The following is a 16,773-nucleotide window of genomic DNA, read 5'->3' as shown; positions in this document are numbered from 1 at the left end:
TGATTCCATTACCACGTTGCGTATCCTGCTTGGACTACGGCTCATGCAACGATGGCACTCTTCCTGTGCGGGAATAGATTGCACGAGCATTTATATGACACAGTAAGACTATGAGAGTGTTCCCAAAACCATGGGGCCGGGCGTCGGCGATTGCGTTCACGAGCACAATCATTGCGGTTGCGTCTCTTGCGTTCGCGCAGGACGTTGCCGACCCGCACGCCCACCATCACATGATGAAAGGCATGACCATGACGTCAACGGCGGACTACGCACTACCTGCCGTGATGTTGGTCCGAGATGATGGCCAGACCGTCTCGCTGAAGAATGCGGTGGACGACGGCCGCCCGGTGGTGCTGACTTTTATCTATACCAGTTGTACAACCGTCTGCCCCATGATCAGTCAGACTTTGTCGCAATTGCAAAGCGAACTTGGCGCTGATCGGGACAAGGTACACCTCGTTTCCATCTCAATTGATCCGGAGCAAGATACGCCTGAGCGCCTGAGGGAGTATGCAAAAAAATTTGGGGCTGGACCGGAGTGGCAGCACTATACGGGAACCGTGGCGGCGAGCGTCGCCACGCAGCAGGCCTTCAACGTTTACCGCGGCGACAAGATGGACCATACCCCGGTAACACTGTTCCGTTCCGCACCCGGGAAATCCTGGTTGCGGTTCGATGGTTTCGTTACCGCAAGCGACTTGTTGCACGCGTACCAGACATCGATCGCGTCCAACTGAAGGCGTCTTATCTCGCCTGGCTGGGGCCGTCGGAGTAGTGTCGCGGGATGGGCGGAATGCGTCAGCGGGAACTGCAGCAGGCCGCCGAAGCGGTGCTGAACAAGAACGAGACGCTGTCATGATTTATTGAGTCGGCGCTGCGGGCCGGTGTTGCGCGTCGGCGCTTGCAGCGCGCCTATAGTCTGCGATCGCCTGGCTATGCTGTCACGACGATCGAGCCGCTGACGAAGACGCGAATACGCAAGAGCGCCCCAAGAAATGCAGGATATGAAATCGCGGGAAACGAGGAAGACTCGGCAGGCGGACCGATGCAGCAGAGCATGCGGCGATCTGCGGTGGATAGTTGCGCAACGGCGGCATGGCGCGCAGGCGGAAGGCTCCGGACAGGGCTGTCTCCAGTGGAAACCGCGTTTGATCATTGCGGCCTTGCCGCTTGCGTTGCTGTTCGCCCACGGCTTTGTCCGTTTCATGCTCGAGCGGTGTTCCCGATCGCGGGGACACGTCGCTGACCGCTCAATTGAGGACTACCAGTCGATACGGTGTTTTTCCTCGGTTTCGCGGTGGCGCTCTTCGTCGGGCGTGTGCAGGTACGGGTTGGTGCTCGTCAGCGACGCATGACGCAGGTTGTCGCGCACGGTGCGCAGATCGGCGCCGCCGTCGGCCATGTGCGAACCAGCCGTGTGGCGCAGCCAGTGTGCGGAGGCCTGTTCGAGCAGATCCGCCTGTCCCGCGAAACCGTCGCCGCGCAGCCGGAGCCGTCCGGCCGCGCCGGCAAAGATACCCTTGACGATCGTGTGCAGCGCCGCGCGCGTGAGCGGCTTCATGGATTTGCCCAGTGGCAGCACGAGTGGTGTTTCTTCATGCCGGGAGGGCCGGGCGGACAGGCCGCGCTCGCGCCGGTAGTGTCCAAGTTCCACCATCATCTCCGCAGAGGCCGGCACCAGCCCTTCCTTGTCACCCTTGCCCAGTACCTCGAGCCACCAGCGCTCGTGACCGTCGGCATCGCGCCGGCAGAAGAAGCAGCCCATCCTGTTGCCGCCAACCTCCGAGATGCGCAGGCCCCCGAGATAGAACAGCGTGAACAGCCACCGTGCGCGCAGGTAGCGCTCACGCTCGCGCGGGGTGTCCTTCGGCAGGCTGTCGATATGGAGCTTCACTTCGTTCCACAGTTCGCGGTCGAGGTAGCGAGTGATGCGAGGCTTCGTGCGGCGGGCCCGCTGACGGGACAGCGACAGCGGGTTGCCAGCCAGATAGCCGGCTTCGACGAGCCACGCGAACAGCGCGTTGATGATCACCATGGCCTGGTACTGACTGCTCGGCAGAAGTGTTTTGTAGAACGGGCGCCAGCGCGGGTCGTGGCGCGCGTACTTGCGGCCGCCGTCGGCGACCCAGCGCGCGTGCGGCAGCGGGTCTTTCAGGAACTGGCGGAACAGTTGCAGGTCCTCGTGCGTGAGCGACGACAGCGGTTTGCCGAGTTGCACGATCGCCCACAGCAGCAGCCGTTCGGCTTCCTTGCGGTAATTCTCGAACGTGGTCTTTTTGTCGGCGACGCGTGCAAGCCACGCGCGCACCGCGGCCAGGTCGTCATGGGCGGCGATCTGCGCGTGGCCGTGCGACCGGTTGGTTCCGTCGCGGCCGTCGAGATCGGCGGGCAGCTCGATCGCGTCGAGGGGGCGCGGTGCGATCAGGGCGGTTTTCATGGGCATCGGGACCGGTGCGGGCGGGTTTCGGGGTGTGACGCAATAATTATCGCGCCCTCGTCACTGAATTTCAACATTATAGGATTAATGTCAAAATTAAAGGAAGAGGGCGTTAGAAATAGGCCGGTTTACGTAGTAATATATAAATAAATTAACGATGAGAACCTCATGAGCGACGTCCTGTCCCCCGACACGGCACTGGCCGCCGAGATCGAGCGCCTGAAGGCGGCGTTCCCCAGGACACGCGAGCTCTATCGCGAGGTCTGCGCGCTGCTGTTCTTCCGTTACGGCATCACGCCGACCGCCAACCGCCTGTATCAGCTGGTCCGGCGCGGTAGCATGGGCACGCCGACCGCCGTGCTCGGCGAGTTCTGGGCGGAACTGCGCGAGAAGAGCCGGGTACGGATCGACCATCCCGACCTGCCCGCCGATCTCGGTGCGGCCGCGGGCGAGCTGGTGGCCACCCTCTGGACACGCGCGACCGCGTCAGCGGAGGCGGCGCTCGACGCGCTGCGCGCCGAACTCGAGGCGCAGCAGGTCGAGGCACAGCAGTCGGTCGTTGCCGCCCGCGATGAGCTGGGTCGCACCGAAAGCGCGCTTGAGCAGCGCACCGCCGCGCTGCTGGCCGCGCAGGTTGAGATCCGCGAACTGGACAAGGCCCAGGCCGAAGGTCATGCACAGCGAAAAGCGCTCGAGGCAGAGCTTGAACGGATGCGGGCGGGGCTGGCCGCGCGCGATCGCGAGCTGGTGGAGGCGAGGGAAGGTTTTGCGCGCGAGCTGGCAAAGCAGCGGGAAGCGGCCGAACGCGCGGAGGAGCGGCTTCGTGCATCCGAAAAGCGCGCCCTGCTCGAGATCGACCGCGAGCGAAGTACCGCAACGAAGCTGCTGAAGGAGCTGGACGAAGCCACGCGTCGCGCGGACCGGAAGGACGCCGATCATCGCCGCGCATTGGAAACCCTGCAGGCGCAGCTGGGCGACGCGCGCCATCAGGCGGGCGTGCTGCAGGGGCACCTCGATGCAATCCGGGCGGCCAACAGCGCGTACGTGCAGGAACTCGAGATGCTGCGGCGCCAGCCGCTCACTGCGCCCGCATCACGCCCGGGAACCGGGGCGCGCCGGAGCTCGCCGCAGTCAAAAGGCGCAGTCGGCAAAACCGGGTCACCCGCTCGCAAGCGACGTGCATCGAAGGGTGCGGCGACATGAAGAAGGCGCCCGGCAGGCGCAGGCCAGCGGTCTGCCCGCCAATCGGTGCGTTGATGCAATATGGCGAGCGGACGGTGCGGGTCGTTGCCGAGGCGAGCGGCCAGCGCGCCATCATCGAGTCGGTCGGCGACGACGGCCGGATTTTTCGCAGTAACGTGAAATGGACGAACCTGCTGGCCCTGACCGGGCAACTGTTCTGAAACACGACACGCCAGGCGCCGGCACGAGTCAGGTAATTGTCTCCGCGATGCGGAGAGTTTTGTTGGCCAGATCCTGCGCGGCCTTACGGCGCCTGGTTTGCCGGGATGTGCGGCGTCCTGTAAGGTGTCAGGCTGGGCGACGCAGGTGGGGCGATTGACGTGCGCTCTTCGACAGAAAGGAAAATCATGAACAAACAGGAACTCGTTGATACGGTCGCGACAGCAACCGGCAACAGCAAGGTGGCCGTGGCGGCTGCCGTCGATGCGATCATCGGTGCAGTGACGGGCGCGGTCGCGAACGGCGAAGCGGTGCAGCTGATCGGGTTCGGTACGTTTGCCACCGGTGCGCGCGCGGCCCGGGTTGGCCGTAATCCCGCCACCGGAGCTGAAATGCAGATCGCTGCGGCAAAGACGGTCAAATTCATGGCGGGCAAGGCGTTCAAGGATGCGGTCAATGGCGTGTGACCGGATGACTGGCACCGTTTCCTGACTCGGGAGTTCCAGCGAGCATGAATGCACTTACGCCCATACCGCTCCTGAATGAAGTCCGGGAGCTGATTGATTCGGCGCGTGAGCGCGCGGCGGCGGCCGTCAATGCCGAACTGTCGCTGCTGTACTGGCGAATTGGACACCGCATCCGGGCAGAGGTGCTGGGCGGTGCACGTGCGGAGTACGGCCGGCAGGTGATCGCATCGCTGGCGGGCGCGCTTACCGCTGAGTATGGCCGCGGCTGGAGTGAGCAGCAGTTGCGGCACTGCCTGCGGGCCGCAGAGATTTTCCAGGACGAGGCAATTCTCTCCGCAGTGCGGAGAGAATTGAGCTGGACGCACATCAAGACGCTCATGTATGTCGACGACCCGCTGAAGCGCGAGTTTTACCTTGAGCTCTGTCGGCTCGAACGCTGGTCGTCCCGGCAATTGCAGGAGCGCATGGATTCGATGCTCTTCGAGCGCAGTGCGATTTCGCGGAAATCCGCAGACGCGATCCGGCATGATCTGGCGCAAATACGGCAGGAGCGGCGCGTACAGCCGGACGTGCTGTTGAAAGACCCGTATGTGCTGGACTTCCTCGGCCTGAACGATCACTACCTTGAAAAGGATCTCGAAGACGCCATCCTGCGCGAGATGCAGCAATTCCTGCTTGAACTCGGCGCTGGCTTCACATTTGTGGCCCGCCAGAAGCGGCTGCAGATTGATAACGATGATTTCTACATCGATCTGCTTTTCTACAACCGCAAGCTCAAGCGCCTCGTGGCAATCGAACTGAAGCTTGGCTCATTCAAGGCTGAATACAAAAGCCAGATGGAACTGTATCTACGATGGCTGGCGAAACATGAGCAGGAACCGGACGAACTGCCCCCGCTTGGCATTATCCTTTGCGCCGGCAAGAAACAGGAGCAGATCGAACTGCTCGAACTGGACAGGAGCGGCATTCACGTCGCTGAATACCTGACCGTGCTGCCTTCCCGCGAGACCTTGCAGGCCAAACTTCACCAGTCCATCGAGGCAGCGCGGCTGCGGTTGCGGGCCAAGCCGGAAAAATGAGGTTTTAGCGTGCTGCCTTCGGCGCTGAGCGCGGAACCGCTGAGACATAAGCCCGGAACGATGAACGGTTTGCAGCGAAGAGTCGCGCTCAAAGCAATGCACGAATACGGCCGCGACCGCCGCCGCTACTACTCTTACTTCGAAAACGCTCTTACTTTTACTTCATCGGACGCTAGACGTTAATCCTCCCGCCTACCTGATGCTGAGCTGGCTGGTCGGATCCGAGGCCCGCGTCGCTGTGACACACTCGCAGTACCGGGCCGATTTCATACGTCTGCCCGAAAACGCCGGCCGCATCAGTGCGCCGCCGGTCTACCTCGAGGACTTCGACGCCGATCCGCTGACGGTCCTGCGACCGGCGTTCGACGTGCTGTGGAATGCCGTCGGCGTGGCGCACACGCGGACGGATTTTGCGGCGCCGGACTCGGACTGAGACACGACATGGCCAACCACCCGCAAACGCTCACCGTTCCGCCGCCGCGCACCTACACGCGCACCGACTTCGCGGCGCTGCGCGCGTTCGTGCAGCGCATCGAGCCGGCGGCGATCGCGCGGCGCTATTACGACACCGATGATCCTGAGCTGGCCCCGCATGCGGCCACGCCCGAGGCGATGGCGCGCTACCTGGGTGCGATGCGCGACGAGCTGGTGCGGCTCGCGCTGATCAACGGCTCGAGCGTGCTCGCGGAGCACCTGAAAACCTCGATCCGCAAGCACGGCAGCGCGAAACTCACCGCGGTCACGCTGCGCATGGTCGAGCAGGCCGCGCAGCTGGCGGCGGCAACGCCGTCTCCGGCGCACGGCGTCGGCCTGTGGTTCCGGCCGCTGGTCGCGCGGCGCCTGACGGCCGAGGGCATCACAACCCTGCAGGAGCTGGTCGACTACTGCAACCGCCACGGCGGCAGCTGGTGGCGGTCGGTGCCGCGCATCGGCCCGCTGCGCGCGCGGACGATCGTCGCGTGGCTGCGCCGGCACGAGGCGACACTCGGGTGCCGCGTGGAGGCAGACGTCGACGTCCGTTCGCTGGAACCCGAACCCGGCGCAGGGCAGGGCGAAGGACCAGGCCGGGCGGTCGTGATCGGCGGCCCGCCGGACGCGCCGCGCCTCGCCTCGCACCGTTCGAGCGGCTCGCGGTGCCAGCGGAGCTGTCCGGTGGCGAGGGCGCGCATGGAACCGGAAAGCGCGGCGCCAACCGGGCGACCGCGTTTGCGTTCATCCGCGCGCCGCACGACCTCGCGGCGATCCATGCTTATTTACACCGCTACCGGGACCGGCCGGCGACGCTACGGGCCTACACCCGCGAGCTCGAACGCCTGATCCTGTGGGCGGTGGTGGTGCGCGGCGTGGCGGTGTCGTCGATGACGGTCGAGGACTGCGAGGCGTACAAGGATTTCCTGGTGGCCCCGTCGCCGGCCTTTACCGGCCCGAAGCGCTCACGCGCGGGCGGACGCTGGCGACCCTTTGCCCCTGGGGGCCTGTCGCCCGACAGTCAGGCGTATGCGGTGCGCGTGCTGCGGGCGGCCTTCACATGGCTTACCGACGTCCGCTATCTGGCGGGCAATCCGTGGAGCGCGGTGCACGATCCGGCGACGGTGACCCGCGAAGTCCCGGTGCAGGTCGGGCGTGCGCTGCCGGCCGGGTTGTGGACGGGATTGCGGGCCGCGCTCGACGCCCGCTGTGCCGGGGACGAGGCGGAGGGGCAGGACGCCGAAGCCCGGCAGTGGCGCACCGCGCGCGCGGCGATCCTGCTGATGGGTGATTCGGGGCTGCGGCGTGATGAAGCGGCGCACGCCCGTCGCGAAAACCTTCGCCTGTTGTCGCTTCCTTCGGGCGGCGCCCCGGTCTGGGCGCTGACGGTGACCGGCAAGCGCCGCAAACAGCGCACGGTCCCGGTCAGTGTGGCCACGGTGCGCGCGCTGCGCGAACACTGGGCCGATCGCGGGCGCGACTTTGATGCGGCGCTCGACTCCGCGCCGCTGATCGTGCCGCTGGTGATTCCGGTGACCGGCACGGCGCGGAAGAAACACGGCGGCGCCGTCGAGGCGTCGTATACGACCGATGCATTCGGGCATCTGGTCCGTCAGGCCATCCAGCGTGTGACCGTCGAATTTGCGGCGCGGCCGGACGTCCCGAAAGAACATCTGGTCCAGCTCGCGAACACCTCCGCGCACGCGTTCCGGCACACCTTCGGCACGCGCGCGGTCGCACGCAAGATGCCGGTCGACGTGGTGCAGGCGATTCTCGGTCACGCGTCGCTGCAGACGACGTCGATCTATGTGCGCGCCGAACAGCAGCGCATGCTGGAGGCGGCCGCGCAGTATTACGCTGCGGATGACGGGCCGGGGTAATGCCGGCAGCCCGGGCACGGGGCTCGCCCGAGGCGGATGCCGCGCGCGCCGGGTCCGTGCCGGCCAGCCCGCGCAGGCGGGACGGCGGTGCCATCGGCCACGCATCGGCCACACATCGGCCACACGTCGGCGCCAGGCGCGTGGCACGACGCCGCCGGAAAGCGGCGGGCGTCCCCACCTATCAGGATTTTCCAGCCAGTGAGGCAGTGCAAATGACAGTACACGCGATTACCGCAGTCCGGCTTGAGCCGGATTCGCAAAGGGTCACCCACGTACTCTGGGGGCAGGTTTCCGTGAGCGGCGAACAGTTTGAGGTCGCGCCGCACGAATCGCCGGTGATTGAGGTGGTCGACGCGCTGGCCAGAGGCGATACCGTAGTGACCGTCTTTCCGCTGGATGGACAACGCGTTGCGGGTCCGGAGGTCCGGCGCATCGTGTATGAGGCGGGTCGCGAAGGGATCGAAACGGTGGCCGTGGATTCCGGTCCCGGCCAGACGCTTGCGGACCTGCCGCGGCTTGACCATGAGTAGACGGGTCACCGCGTTCGCGCCGGCAGGCAGCCTGGTGGGAACTGTCGCGAAATCAGCCGATCCGGATGCCCGATCCGGGGGCTGGGGCAGGTTGCTGCCACGTGCGGAGCAGAGCCCCTTCGACTGAAAATCAGCATGAAAAGTATGAAGGATTGGCTAGTATGTATGAGGATACCCGGCTCCCCTGCACGTTGTGCCTTGCGCCTCCTGGCAGCCCCCGCCCGATCGGCGCATGCCCGCGTCGATGGCAACGCGGCGGCCGTGCGAGGACGCGGACGCTGATGCGGACCCGAGACGTTCCGGCATTCCGGCGGAACCAGGCATCGGGCTGCGCGAAAGGCGGGCGTGTGGCGTCCGGCTGCGAGTCAGACTCCGGTGTGCTGCGGGTTCCCGGGCGCCCGCTGGACCTTGCCCGGGGGTGGGGGTGATGTATGACGACGGTGCTGCTGGTGGACGATGAGCCGGAGACGCTGGCGGCCTGGGAACTGTGCTGCGAGCACGACGGCTACGAAGTGAAAGCCGCAGGCGATGGCCAGGCGGCGCTGGCCGTCCTGACGACGGGCCCGGTTGACGTGGTCGTCGCCGACTGGCGGATGCCGAAAATGTCCGGCAGCACGCTCTGCCATCACATCCGGAACACATCCGGTCTGGCGGGGACGGTTTTTATCCTGGTGTCGGCCGAGTCAACTCCGCCCGCTTTTGTGCAGTACGACGGCTTTCTACGCAAGCCCGTCGATGTGCCGGAGCTGCTGGCGACGATGCGGCGCCTGCTCGCGGAGCACGCGGCCGACGGTGCCGCCGCGCACGGGCACACTGCGCCGCGTCACTGATGCCGGGACGCGCAAGGTATCCATTCGATCCCGGCCGGTGCCCGGGAAACAGCAGGCTCGGCCTGGGAGACGCCCGAATGGCAGGGAGGAACACTCTGTCCACGCACGTGCGTGCACCGCGTCGCGTCTCACGGGAAGCCGACCTGGGAACGGGTGTCGTCGACGCATGCCTGCAGGTTCTGGTCCGGGCACCACGCAACCGTCCGATCCCATGAATACAGAAGATACAGAAAAAAGGTGGTCTTGGCTGAGGCCGATATCGCGCGCTTGGGTGGGAAGGAATTCGTGGTGCTGCTGCCGCAGTCGGCGCTCGAAGCGGCCTGCGCGATCGGCGAGCGTGTTCGGACGGCCATCGCCGGCAGTGCGTTCGAGGCCGGCCTCGGGCGGTTGATCGAGGTCACGGTCAGCGACGGGGTGTTGCGGTTCGGCCGCGACGGCGACACGATCGACGCCATGTAGCGCGTTGCCGACGAACGTCTCCATCGCGCGAAACATGAAGGCCGCAACTGCGTGACAGCGGCGTAGCGGCAATTAGCTTGAGCAATCACCGGCGGATCACTCTGCAGGGAGACTTTCCCGACCGCTGACGGACGTCAAGGTACGAATCCTGACAGCGCTCCGAATAAGGCAGCTTTTCGTCCCCTGCTTGCCTGATTGCGCAAACAGGCCATTGACTACACTTACCACATTGACCTTAAGAGCCACGGCAAGCGCGGTGGCCATCGTCAGCAAGAGGACCGCAAGCCAGTGCTGGCGCGCTGGGTTCGTTGAGCGGAGTGCGGAAAACAGGGTTAGGGCGAAGTTGCCTCGGCACCGTTACACGGACGGAAACGGACAACCCGAACCTGCCGTTACCGCGAGATTCCGGCTCGACCGACCCGATGGGAATCGTGCACCCTCTCAGGGCACGCACTTCATTAGCGGCATGAGCGGAATCGGCGGACCTCAGCGATAGAGCTAGAAAAAGAGCAAGGAAGAGGCATGACACTTGCACACCACGGGCCCTCCACAGAGGGAGAACTGCGGCAGTGGACCGGGAGCGCTGAAAAACGATGAGATTGTGAGGTCCGTTCGGGAGCTTGGTGCGAGCTACCGTGCCGAGCGCAGTGAGTTCAGCCGAGGGTGCGACGTCGGTCGTTCCCGATCTTCAACGCCCGTAGGAGCTGCGAATGCTGCCCGCGACTGACCAAGAAACCAACGACATTATCGAGTACATGACGTGGCAGGCGCCTGACCTCACTGTCGAGATGGTACAGAAGGTCTATTCGGAGAACGTTTTACATGTCTGCCACGACGTCTGGGACGTTCATACCAACAACGACCGGTGGTGGGTCATAACCTCTCCGACAAACCTGTATTCGGGATCTGCCCAAGATCCGGTCAAATTGCTATCATAAGCCTGAAAGTTATGAAGCGACGGATCTCTATGCTTTGATGGAATAAGGAACTCGGGCCGTGAATGCGTCCCTGAGCTATCGCGTCCGCTTGCGCGTCGGCATGCAGACAGGTCAACGTGGTCAGTCAGCGCGGGACGGTCGCGTCCTTAGCTGACTGGTCTGAATGTGCGGTCTCTTACGCGGACATCGTTCGCAGCAAACCCCGCATGACATCCTCCAGGGTATCGTGCCGGGGACCGTCAGACGCCGCCGCTACGACCCGGAGTACGTCACCTTCGAGCCTCGCCTCCCACGAGACGATACGGCGGCGGTCATGGGGAAAACGGGCCACTTTTTCCTCAATCAGGCGCTCGATGCCCTGTGTGACCTCACGCCGTATTTCGGGTGGAACACTTTTGTCGAATCCGATCTGATCACGTAGCGCTTCAGCACGCTCGCTCTCGGGCAGGAGGCTGGTATTCCACGCCGCAACTATCGCCGTCAGTGCGCTCTGATATTCCTCCAGTGTTGGATGATCGGATACCTCATCCTGAAGCAGTTGGGCGAGGGGCCAGGAGATTTTCTGCTCCGGCGGCAGGTCATTACGATCGAGAACGATAGCGTCGGGGATCCCTGACTGAACCGCTCCCCGTCGCAATGCCTCCAGGTCGCGCGTGCCCAGCTTGCGGGCGCGCGACGATTTTTTCTGCTGGCTGGCTTTGCCCATGTTTCTGTCCCCTTCGCTGCGTTCTGAATCCGAAAATTATAGCGGCCAGCTGGTTGCACAGACCGGCACAAGTGTGACGGCTTTGCCGGATTTTTTGCGCTACACTGGCCAGCCCATTCGAGATCCGGAATCCGGCATGGCGACCATCGAACGTACCGCGTATCCGAGGTTTCCCAAGGGTTTTTCACCGGAGGAACTGCAGGCGTTCTATACGCCGGACGTCGAAGAGCTTGAGTGGGTGCGCCGCAACGCGCGTGGCCAGTCCTCGAGACTGGGCCTGCTGGTTCTGCTGAAGGTCTTTCAGCAGATGCACTACTTTCCCTTCGTTGACGCCATTCCCCCCGTTGTCATCGAGCACATCCGGGCGAGCGCGAACATAGGCGCCGAGGCCGCATTCGGCTACAACAGGGCAAGGTCGCCCGCCTTGTTTCGTCACTATGCGGCAATCCGCGAATTTCTCGGCATCCAGTCCTACTACGGCTCCGATGCCAACGAAATCGCGGTACGCGCGGCACATGAGGCCGCCGAGACGATGGATCAGCCGGTGGACATCATCAATGCAACCATCGACAGCCTGATCCAGCAGCAGGTCGAACTGCCCGCGTTCTCGACGCTCGATGCCATTGTGGAGCAGATCCACACGCGAGTTCAAACAGCGCTGTTCCGACGTGTCTCGCGTCGCCTCTCTGATGAGGACAAGGCCCAACTGGACCGGCTGATCAAGCGCGAATTCAACCAGCGCCAGAGCGCGTACAACACCATCAAGCGATACGCCTTACGCCCATCGCGAAAGCATATCTCCCTGCTCGTCGACCATCTTGCCTGGCTCGATGGTTTTGGCGACTTCAACCATGCGCTGGAAGGTGTTCCCGCGACAAAGCTGCGCTCCCTCTCGACGCAGGCGATGAGTCTGGACGCGGCGAATCTGAAGGAAACCCTGCCGGAGCGGCGATATACGCTCATTGTCGCGTTGCTGCATCAAATGCGCGTGCGAGCCCGCGACGACCTGGCCGAGATGTTCATCCGTCGTATGGGCGCAATCCACAAGCGGGCCAGGGAAGAGCTAGACCAGATCCAGGCACGTCAGCGCGAACAGATGGAAAGCCTGGTCGATAGGCTTGACGGCGTCGTCAATATTCTCGACGACTATACCGACGACACCGAACTTGGTGCGCGTGTTCGCCAATATCTGGCGCCGTCGGGCGACCTCGAACCATTGCGCGAAAGCTGTGCCGAGGTCCGGGCCTACAGCGGCAGAAATTATCTGCCGCTGCTGTGGAGGCATTTCAAGGCACATCGATCAGTACTACTACGTCTGGCGCATGCACTGGCATGGAGCTCGACCACCCAGTCCGAGTCCTTGCTGCAGGCAATGGAGGTCGTTTTCAGCAACGAATCGCTTCATCGCGAATGGATCAACGTCGAGGTCGATCTCAGCTTTGCTTCCGAGCGCTGGCGCAAGCTGGTTTTCCGCCCGCCCGAGAAGGGTGCGACGACAAACCGGCGTTATCTGGAACTGTGCGTACTGTCCGCCATGACGAGGGAACTGCGCAGCGGAGACCTGTGCGTAGCCGGCTCGGATGCCTTTGCAGACTATCGCGATTACCTGTTGCCCTGGCATGAATGTGAGAAGCGCCTGCCGGGATACAGCGAGAGGCTTGGCATTGCCGACAGCAGTGCCGGCTTTGTGGCGCAGCTGCGCGAATGGCTCTCCGATGCCGCACGCCAGTTGGATGAGCGTTTTCCCGAGAAGTCCGACCATGTGACGGTCAACAAGGCAGGTGAGTTTGTTGTCCGTCGCACCACGGCGACGGTCATCCCGGAAAGCGCGGTGGCCCTGCAAAAGGCGATCGTCAAGCGCATGCCTGTGCGCAATCTGCTGGACGTACTCGCCAATATCGAGCACTGGACACATTTCACACGACACTTTGGTCCGTTAAGCGGCAACGATCCCAAAATCCGCGACGCCGAACAGCGGTACCTGCTTACCATCTTCGCAATGGGGTGCAATCTTGGTCCCACCCAGGCCGCGCGCCACATGGGTGACAGGATCACGCCGCACATGATGTCGTTCGTCAACCGCCGGCACTTGAGTCTCGAACGCCTTGAGAGTGCACAACGCGAGCTGATCGAACTCTATCTCCGGCTTGACCTGCCGAAGCACTGGGGAGACGGCAAGACGGTGGCAGCCGACGGCACCCATTACGACTTCTACGACAACAACCTGCTGGCAGGCTATCACTTCCGCTACCGGAAAATGGGCGCGGTCGCCTACCGCCACGTCGCCGACAACTATATCGCGGTATTCCGGCATTTCATCCCGCCGGGCATATGGGAAGCCATCTACGTGATCGAAGGGCTGCTTAAGGCTGGATTGAGCGTTGAGGCCGATACGGTGCACGCCGACACCCAGGGGCAGTCGGCTGCGGTGTTCGCCTTCACCTACCTGCTGGGCATCAAGCTGATGCCGCGGATTCGCAACTGGCAGGACCTCAAGCTGTATCGCGTGGATGCTGCGACCCGATACAAACATATCGATGATCTTTTCGCGGAAACGGTTGACTGGGAACTCATCGGGCGCCACTGGAAAGACCTGATGCAGCTCGCGCTGTCGATCCAGTCTGGAGCGATTTCATCGCCCCTTCTACTGCGCCGTTTCGGTGCGGCCAGTCCGAAAAATCGCCTGTCCCTGGCGGCCGAGGAGCTTGGCAAGGTGGTTCGCACGGTATTCCTGCTTGAGTGGCTCGGCAGCAACGAACTGCGACAGGAGATCACCGCCACAACCAACAAGGTCGAGTCCTATAATGGCTTTGCCAAGTGGTTTTCGTTCGGCGGAGATGTGTTGCCAGTCAATGACCCGGACGAGCAGCAGAAACGCCTGCGTTACAACGACCTGATGGCTTCGGCCGCGATCCTGCAGAACACGGTGGACATGATGCAGGCGTTGCGATCGATGGTGAATGAGGGCATTGAGGTCAATCCCGACGACATTGGATTCCTCAGTCCCTACCTCACCAGCAACCTGAAACGTTTTGGCAGGTACGAACTGGATTTTGGACACGTCGAGGGCTGGATACACGATCACCTGTTCGCCGGCCCGGTCCGTTCCCTGCGGAGATCCCGATCTCATGCCCGACCTTGAGACCCCCTATGGCATCGTCGATGCCGACGCGCTGGAATCATTGCAGCAGCGATACGACACGACCGTCATCCAGCAGGCCGTGGATCTTTTCGACACCATCCGCGCCCGCTGCGAGCCCGATGGTTTGCGTGACGATCTTCTGCGCCTGCACGCCATGGCGCATACCGTTATCAATGGCGCGAGCCTGTCGTGCTCGACGGATGACCTTACGCTGGTCGAACAGGCTGATTGCACCATCGAGGAACTCGAGGACTGGATCATGGTGCTCGAAAAAATGATTCTCGCCTTGCGCCCCCTGCAGGATCTGCGATCCGAAACGGACGAACCACTGTGAAGCCTGCCTCGTACAAGTGGCAGTTCGCCCAGCGTTTCCGGCGCCACGCTTTCGGCTGGCGCTCGGACGTACCGATCCAGCGTATCAAGGAAGCGCTCGCGGAGATCCGGCAGGTGGCGCGCGGCGATACAGTGCTTGCGGCAGAGGGCGCTGTGAAATTTCTGGAGAAAGTTTCGCCCGCGCTGGAACACGTCGACGGGTCGTCAGGTGCGATCGGCACGGCCGTGAATCGTGCGATCGAAACACTGGTCCCGGTCATTGCTGGCGCACAGGTCGACACAGTCACGCGCCAGGCCTGGCTCGAGCGGCTATGGGAAGCCATTCAGGATCAGGGCGTCCCCTATATCGAAGGTCTGTCGGACGAATGGGACACACTCTGCGTGACGCCCGAAATCGCCAGCGAGTGGGCCGACAGGTTTATTGATCTCGTCGAGCACGTCTGGTCCGAGGGGCCCGGGGGATATTTTGCGGGGACACCGATCTGTCTGGCTTCGCTATATGCAGCTGGGCGACATGCGCAGCTGATCGCACTGGTGGACCGCGCTCCGTTCAAGATGTGGCACTACCGACGCTGGGGCGTCAAGGCACTGCTTGCGATGGGCAGAAAGGCTGAAGCCGTGGCCCACGCGGAAAACACGCGCGGCCTCAACAGCCCGGACGGGCAGATTGCGAAAGCTTGCGAGGCGATCCTGCTGTCATCGGGTCTTGCCGACGAGGCATACCGGCGCTATGCATGCGAAGCGAACCAGGGCACCACCTACCTGGCAACTTTCCGTGCCATCGCAAAGAAGTATCCGCACATCGCGCAAGAGACCGTCCTGAGCGACCTGGTTGCTGCGTCGCCGGGCGAGCCAGGGAAGTGGTTCGCGGCAGCCAAGGACGCAGGCCTGTTCAACCAGGCCATCAAGCTGGCCAATGCCAGCCCGACCGACCCCCGGACGTTGACGCGCGCGGCCAGGGACTTTGCGCAGAAGCAGCCGGGATTCGCCATGGCCGCCGGTCTCGCGGCGTTGCACTGGATCTCGATGGGCTACGGCTACGAGATCACAGGTGTCGATGTGCTCGATGCAAGCCGCGCCACGCTGCAGGCAGCGGAACACGCTGGCGTCGATCCCGAATCCGTGCGGCAGCAGATTCGCTTTCTGGCCTCCGGAACCTCTGTGCACGCGGACTTTTTGAGTCGCGCCCTGCAGGCGATCTAAGCCGGAAAATCATCGTGAAAAATCCTGGCGGGACGTCTTTCGTGATCGGTACAGAGATAACAGTTATTATCTCTGTATTGACATTTCTGGACTAAACTCCATGTCATGAAAACGCGTCTCCCGAACCCGGTCGCCGCCGACATGCCGAACGATTTTCCCGATGCCGACGCGCTTGCCGCGCTGCGCGCCTGGTACGAAGGCGCATCTTCGCGTGACGCGGCCAGCCGGTACCTGCGGGACCGGCTCGGTCAGGGGCAGTCTGCACGCGGCGTCATCGGCCAGATCCGCCGGCAGCTTGCGCTTTACGCCCGCAGCCGGCAGCGGGCGGATCTGGCGACGCTGTTCGAATGCCAGGCCCACAAGCGCAGACATCATGCCCGTGCCACCACGCAGGCAGTCGAAACGTTGCGCACGCTGCCTTTACCGACGCCGCATATCGGGGATGACATTACGCGCTGGTTGCCGGATCGCGCTGTCCGTGTCCTGCACGCGGCGGGCATCCGGACCCTGGCTGATCTCACGGTAAGGATTCCCCGCCGTCGTCAGTGGTGGAGTGCCGTTCCGGGGCTCGGCCCGGCCAGTGCAAAGCGGATCGAGGCATTCTTTGTCGCGCATCCAGCACTCACGGAGCGGGCTCGCGCACTGATCGTCGCCGACCGGCAGTCAGTCGTGACGCCATGGGAGCAACTCCGGCTACCGCATGAGGTTGACGGATCCGCAGGCGCGTTCCGCGCACCGCTGTCGACCTGTATCCTGGGCGTCGACAACGATTACGACGCCGTCCAGGCGTTACGCGCAAGAGAAAAACAATGGACATCAGCCGGAGCCTTGAAAATGCTGGAATCAGCAGTCTGCGGAGTGTCCATCAGATCAACCGAAAGAGTGGACAGGTCGACCGTC

17 protein-coding genes are annotated in these 16,773 nt (G+C 63.2%); 15 read left to right on the top strand and 2 right to left on the bottom strand.

Translation table 11 applies throughout. From position 1 onward, the window contains the following. Positions 1–110: 110 nt before the first annotated feature. The gene (locus KHO23_RS34575) at positions 111–737 is read left to right on the top strand and encodes an SCO family protein (RefSeq protein ID WP_211617498.1); all 627 of its coding nucleotides are present in this window, start codon (positions 111–113) and stop codon (positions 735–737) included. Between the two features lie 524 nt (positions 738–1,261). Here the strand turns inward: KHO23_RS34575 and KHO23_RS34570 are convergent. Further along, positions 1,262–2,437: a tyrosine-type recombinase/integrase gene (locus KHO23_RS34570; RefSeq protein WP_211617497.1), complete on the bottom strand. Its 1,176-nt coding sequence runs from the start codon at positions 2,435–2,437 to the stop codon at positions 1,262–1,264. Positions 2,438–2,605: 168 nt separating this feature from the next. On the opposite strand from KHO23_RS34570, the gene KHO23_RS34565 reads away from it, so the two are divergent. From KHO23_RS34565 to KHO23_RS35310, 10 genes are all read left to right on the top strand, one after another. Next, positions 2,606–3,640 (top strand): DNA-binding protein, encoded by a 1,035-nt coding sequence (locus tag KHO23_RS34565; RefSeq protein ID WP_211617496.1) that lies wholly within the window; start codon positions 2,606–2,608, stop codon positions 3,638–3,640. Further along, positions 3,637–3,840: a hypothetical protein gene (locus tag KHO23_RS34560; RefSeq protein ID WP_211617495.1), complete on the top strand. Its 204-nt coding sequence runs from the start codon at positions 3,637–3,639 to the stop codon at positions 3,838–3,840. The genes KHO23_RS34565 and KHO23_RS34560 overlap by 4 nt, the downstream gene beginning before the upstream one ends. A gap of 186 nt (positions 3,841–4,026) precedes the next feature. After that, a complete protein-coding gene (locus KHO23_RS34555) occupies positions 4,027–4,305 on the top strand; it encodes an HU family DNA-binding protein (RefSeq protein ID WP_211617494.1) in 279 nt (92 codons plus the stop codon). 44 nt (positions 4,306–4,349) lie between these two features. After that, positions 4,350–5,384, top strand: a complete 1,035-nt coding sequence (locus tag KHO23_RS34550; RefSeq protein ID WP_211617493.1) for a PDDEXK nuclease domain-containing protein — start codon at positions 4,350–4,352, stop codon at positions 5,382–5,384. A 199-nt stretch (positions 5,385–5,583) separates the two neighbouring features. Next, positions 5,584–5,817, top strand: coding sequence for a hypothetical protein (locus tag KHO23_RS34545; protein WP_211617492.1), 234 nt, complete (start codon positions 5,584–5,586; stop codon positions 5,815–5,817). Between the two features lie 8 nt (positions 5,818–5,825). Beyond that, a complete protein-coding gene (locus KHO23_RS35610) occupies positions 5,826–6,701 on the top strand; it encodes a phage integrase family protein (protein ID WP_328822026.1) in 876 nt (291 codons plus the stop codon). A gap of 41 nt (positions 6,702–6,742) precedes the next feature. Next, on the top strand, positions 6,743–7,732 hold the full coding sequence (locus KHO23_RS35605) for a tyrosine-type recombinase/integrase (RefSeq protein WP_328822027.1): 990 nt from the start codon (positions 6,743–6,745) through the stop codon (positions 7,730–7,732). A 212-nt stretch (positions 7,733–7,944) separates the two neighbouring features. Next, on the top strand, positions 7,945–8,262 hold the full coding sequence (locus KHO23_RS34535; RefSeq protein WP_211617491.1) for a hypothetical protein: 318 nt from the start codon (positions 7,945–7,947) through the stop codon (positions 8,260–8,262). Between the two features lie 431 nt (positions 8,263–8,693). Continuing rightward, on the top strand, positions 8,694–9,092 hold the full coding sequence (locus KHO23_RS34530) for a response regulator (RefSeq protein ID WP_201124232.1): 399 nt from the start codon (positions 8,694–8,696) through the stop codon (positions 9,090–9,092). A gap of 243 nt (positions 9,093–9,335) precedes the next feature. Then, the gene (locus KHO23_RS35310) at positions 9,336–9,551 is read left to right on the top strand and encodes a diguanylate cyclase domain-containing protein (protein ID WP_328822025.1); all 216 of its coding nucleotides are present in this window, start codon (positions 9,336–9,338) and stop codon (positions 9,549–9,551) included. 1,113 nt (positions 9,552–10,664) lie between these two features. On the opposite strand, the gene KHO23_RS34520 is transcribed toward KHO23_RS35310, so the two are convergent. Further along, positions 10,665–11,195, bottom strand: a complete 531-nt coding sequence (locus KHO23_RS34520; RefSeq protein WP_198793778.1) for a hypothetical protein — start codon at positions 11,193–11,195, stop codon at positions 10,665–10,667. 136 nt (positions 11,196–11,331) lie between these two features. Between KHO23_RS34520 and KHO23_RS34515 the strand changes: the two genes are divergently transcribed. The 4 genes from KHO23_RS34515 to KHO23_RS34500 all read left to right on the top strand — a co-directional run. Continuing rightward, a complete protein-coding gene (locus tag KHO23_RS34515; RefSeq protein ID WP_211617499.1) occupies positions 11,332–14,337 on the top strand; it encodes a Tn3 family transposase in 3,006 nt (1,001 codons plus the stop codon). Beyond that, positions 14,324–14,671 (top strand): Tn3 family transposase post-transcriptional regulator TnpC, encoded by a 348-nt coding sequence (tnpC, locus tag KHO23_RS34510; protein ID WP_011875611.1) that lies wholly within the window; start codon positions 14,324–14,326, stop codon positions 14,669–14,671. Before KHO23_RS34515 ends, tnpC begins: the two co-directional genes overlap by 14 nt. After that, complete coding sequence (locus tag KHO23_RS34505) at positions 14,668–15,873, top strand: hypothetical protein (protein WP_211617490.1); 1,206 nt, start codon at positions 14,668–14,670, stop codon at positions 15,871–15,873. The genes tnpC and KHO23_RS34505 overlap by 4 nt, the downstream gene beginning before the upstream one ends. Before the next feature lie 105 nt (positions 15,874–15,978). After that, the coding region (locus KHO23_RS34500) for a phage integrase family protein (protein ID WP_328822024.1) at positions 15,979–16,773 on the top strand (795 nt) is incomplete at its 3' end.

Source organism: Paraburkholderia haematera, assembly GCF_905220975.1.
Taxonomy (GTDB): domain Bacteria; phylum Pseudomonadota; class Gammaproteobacteria; order Burkholderiales; family Burkholderiaceae; genus Paraburkholderia; species Paraburkholderia haematera.
The sequence above is the reverse complement of the archived record's forward strand: the minus strand, read 5'-3'. Positions and strand labels throughout refer to the sequence as shown.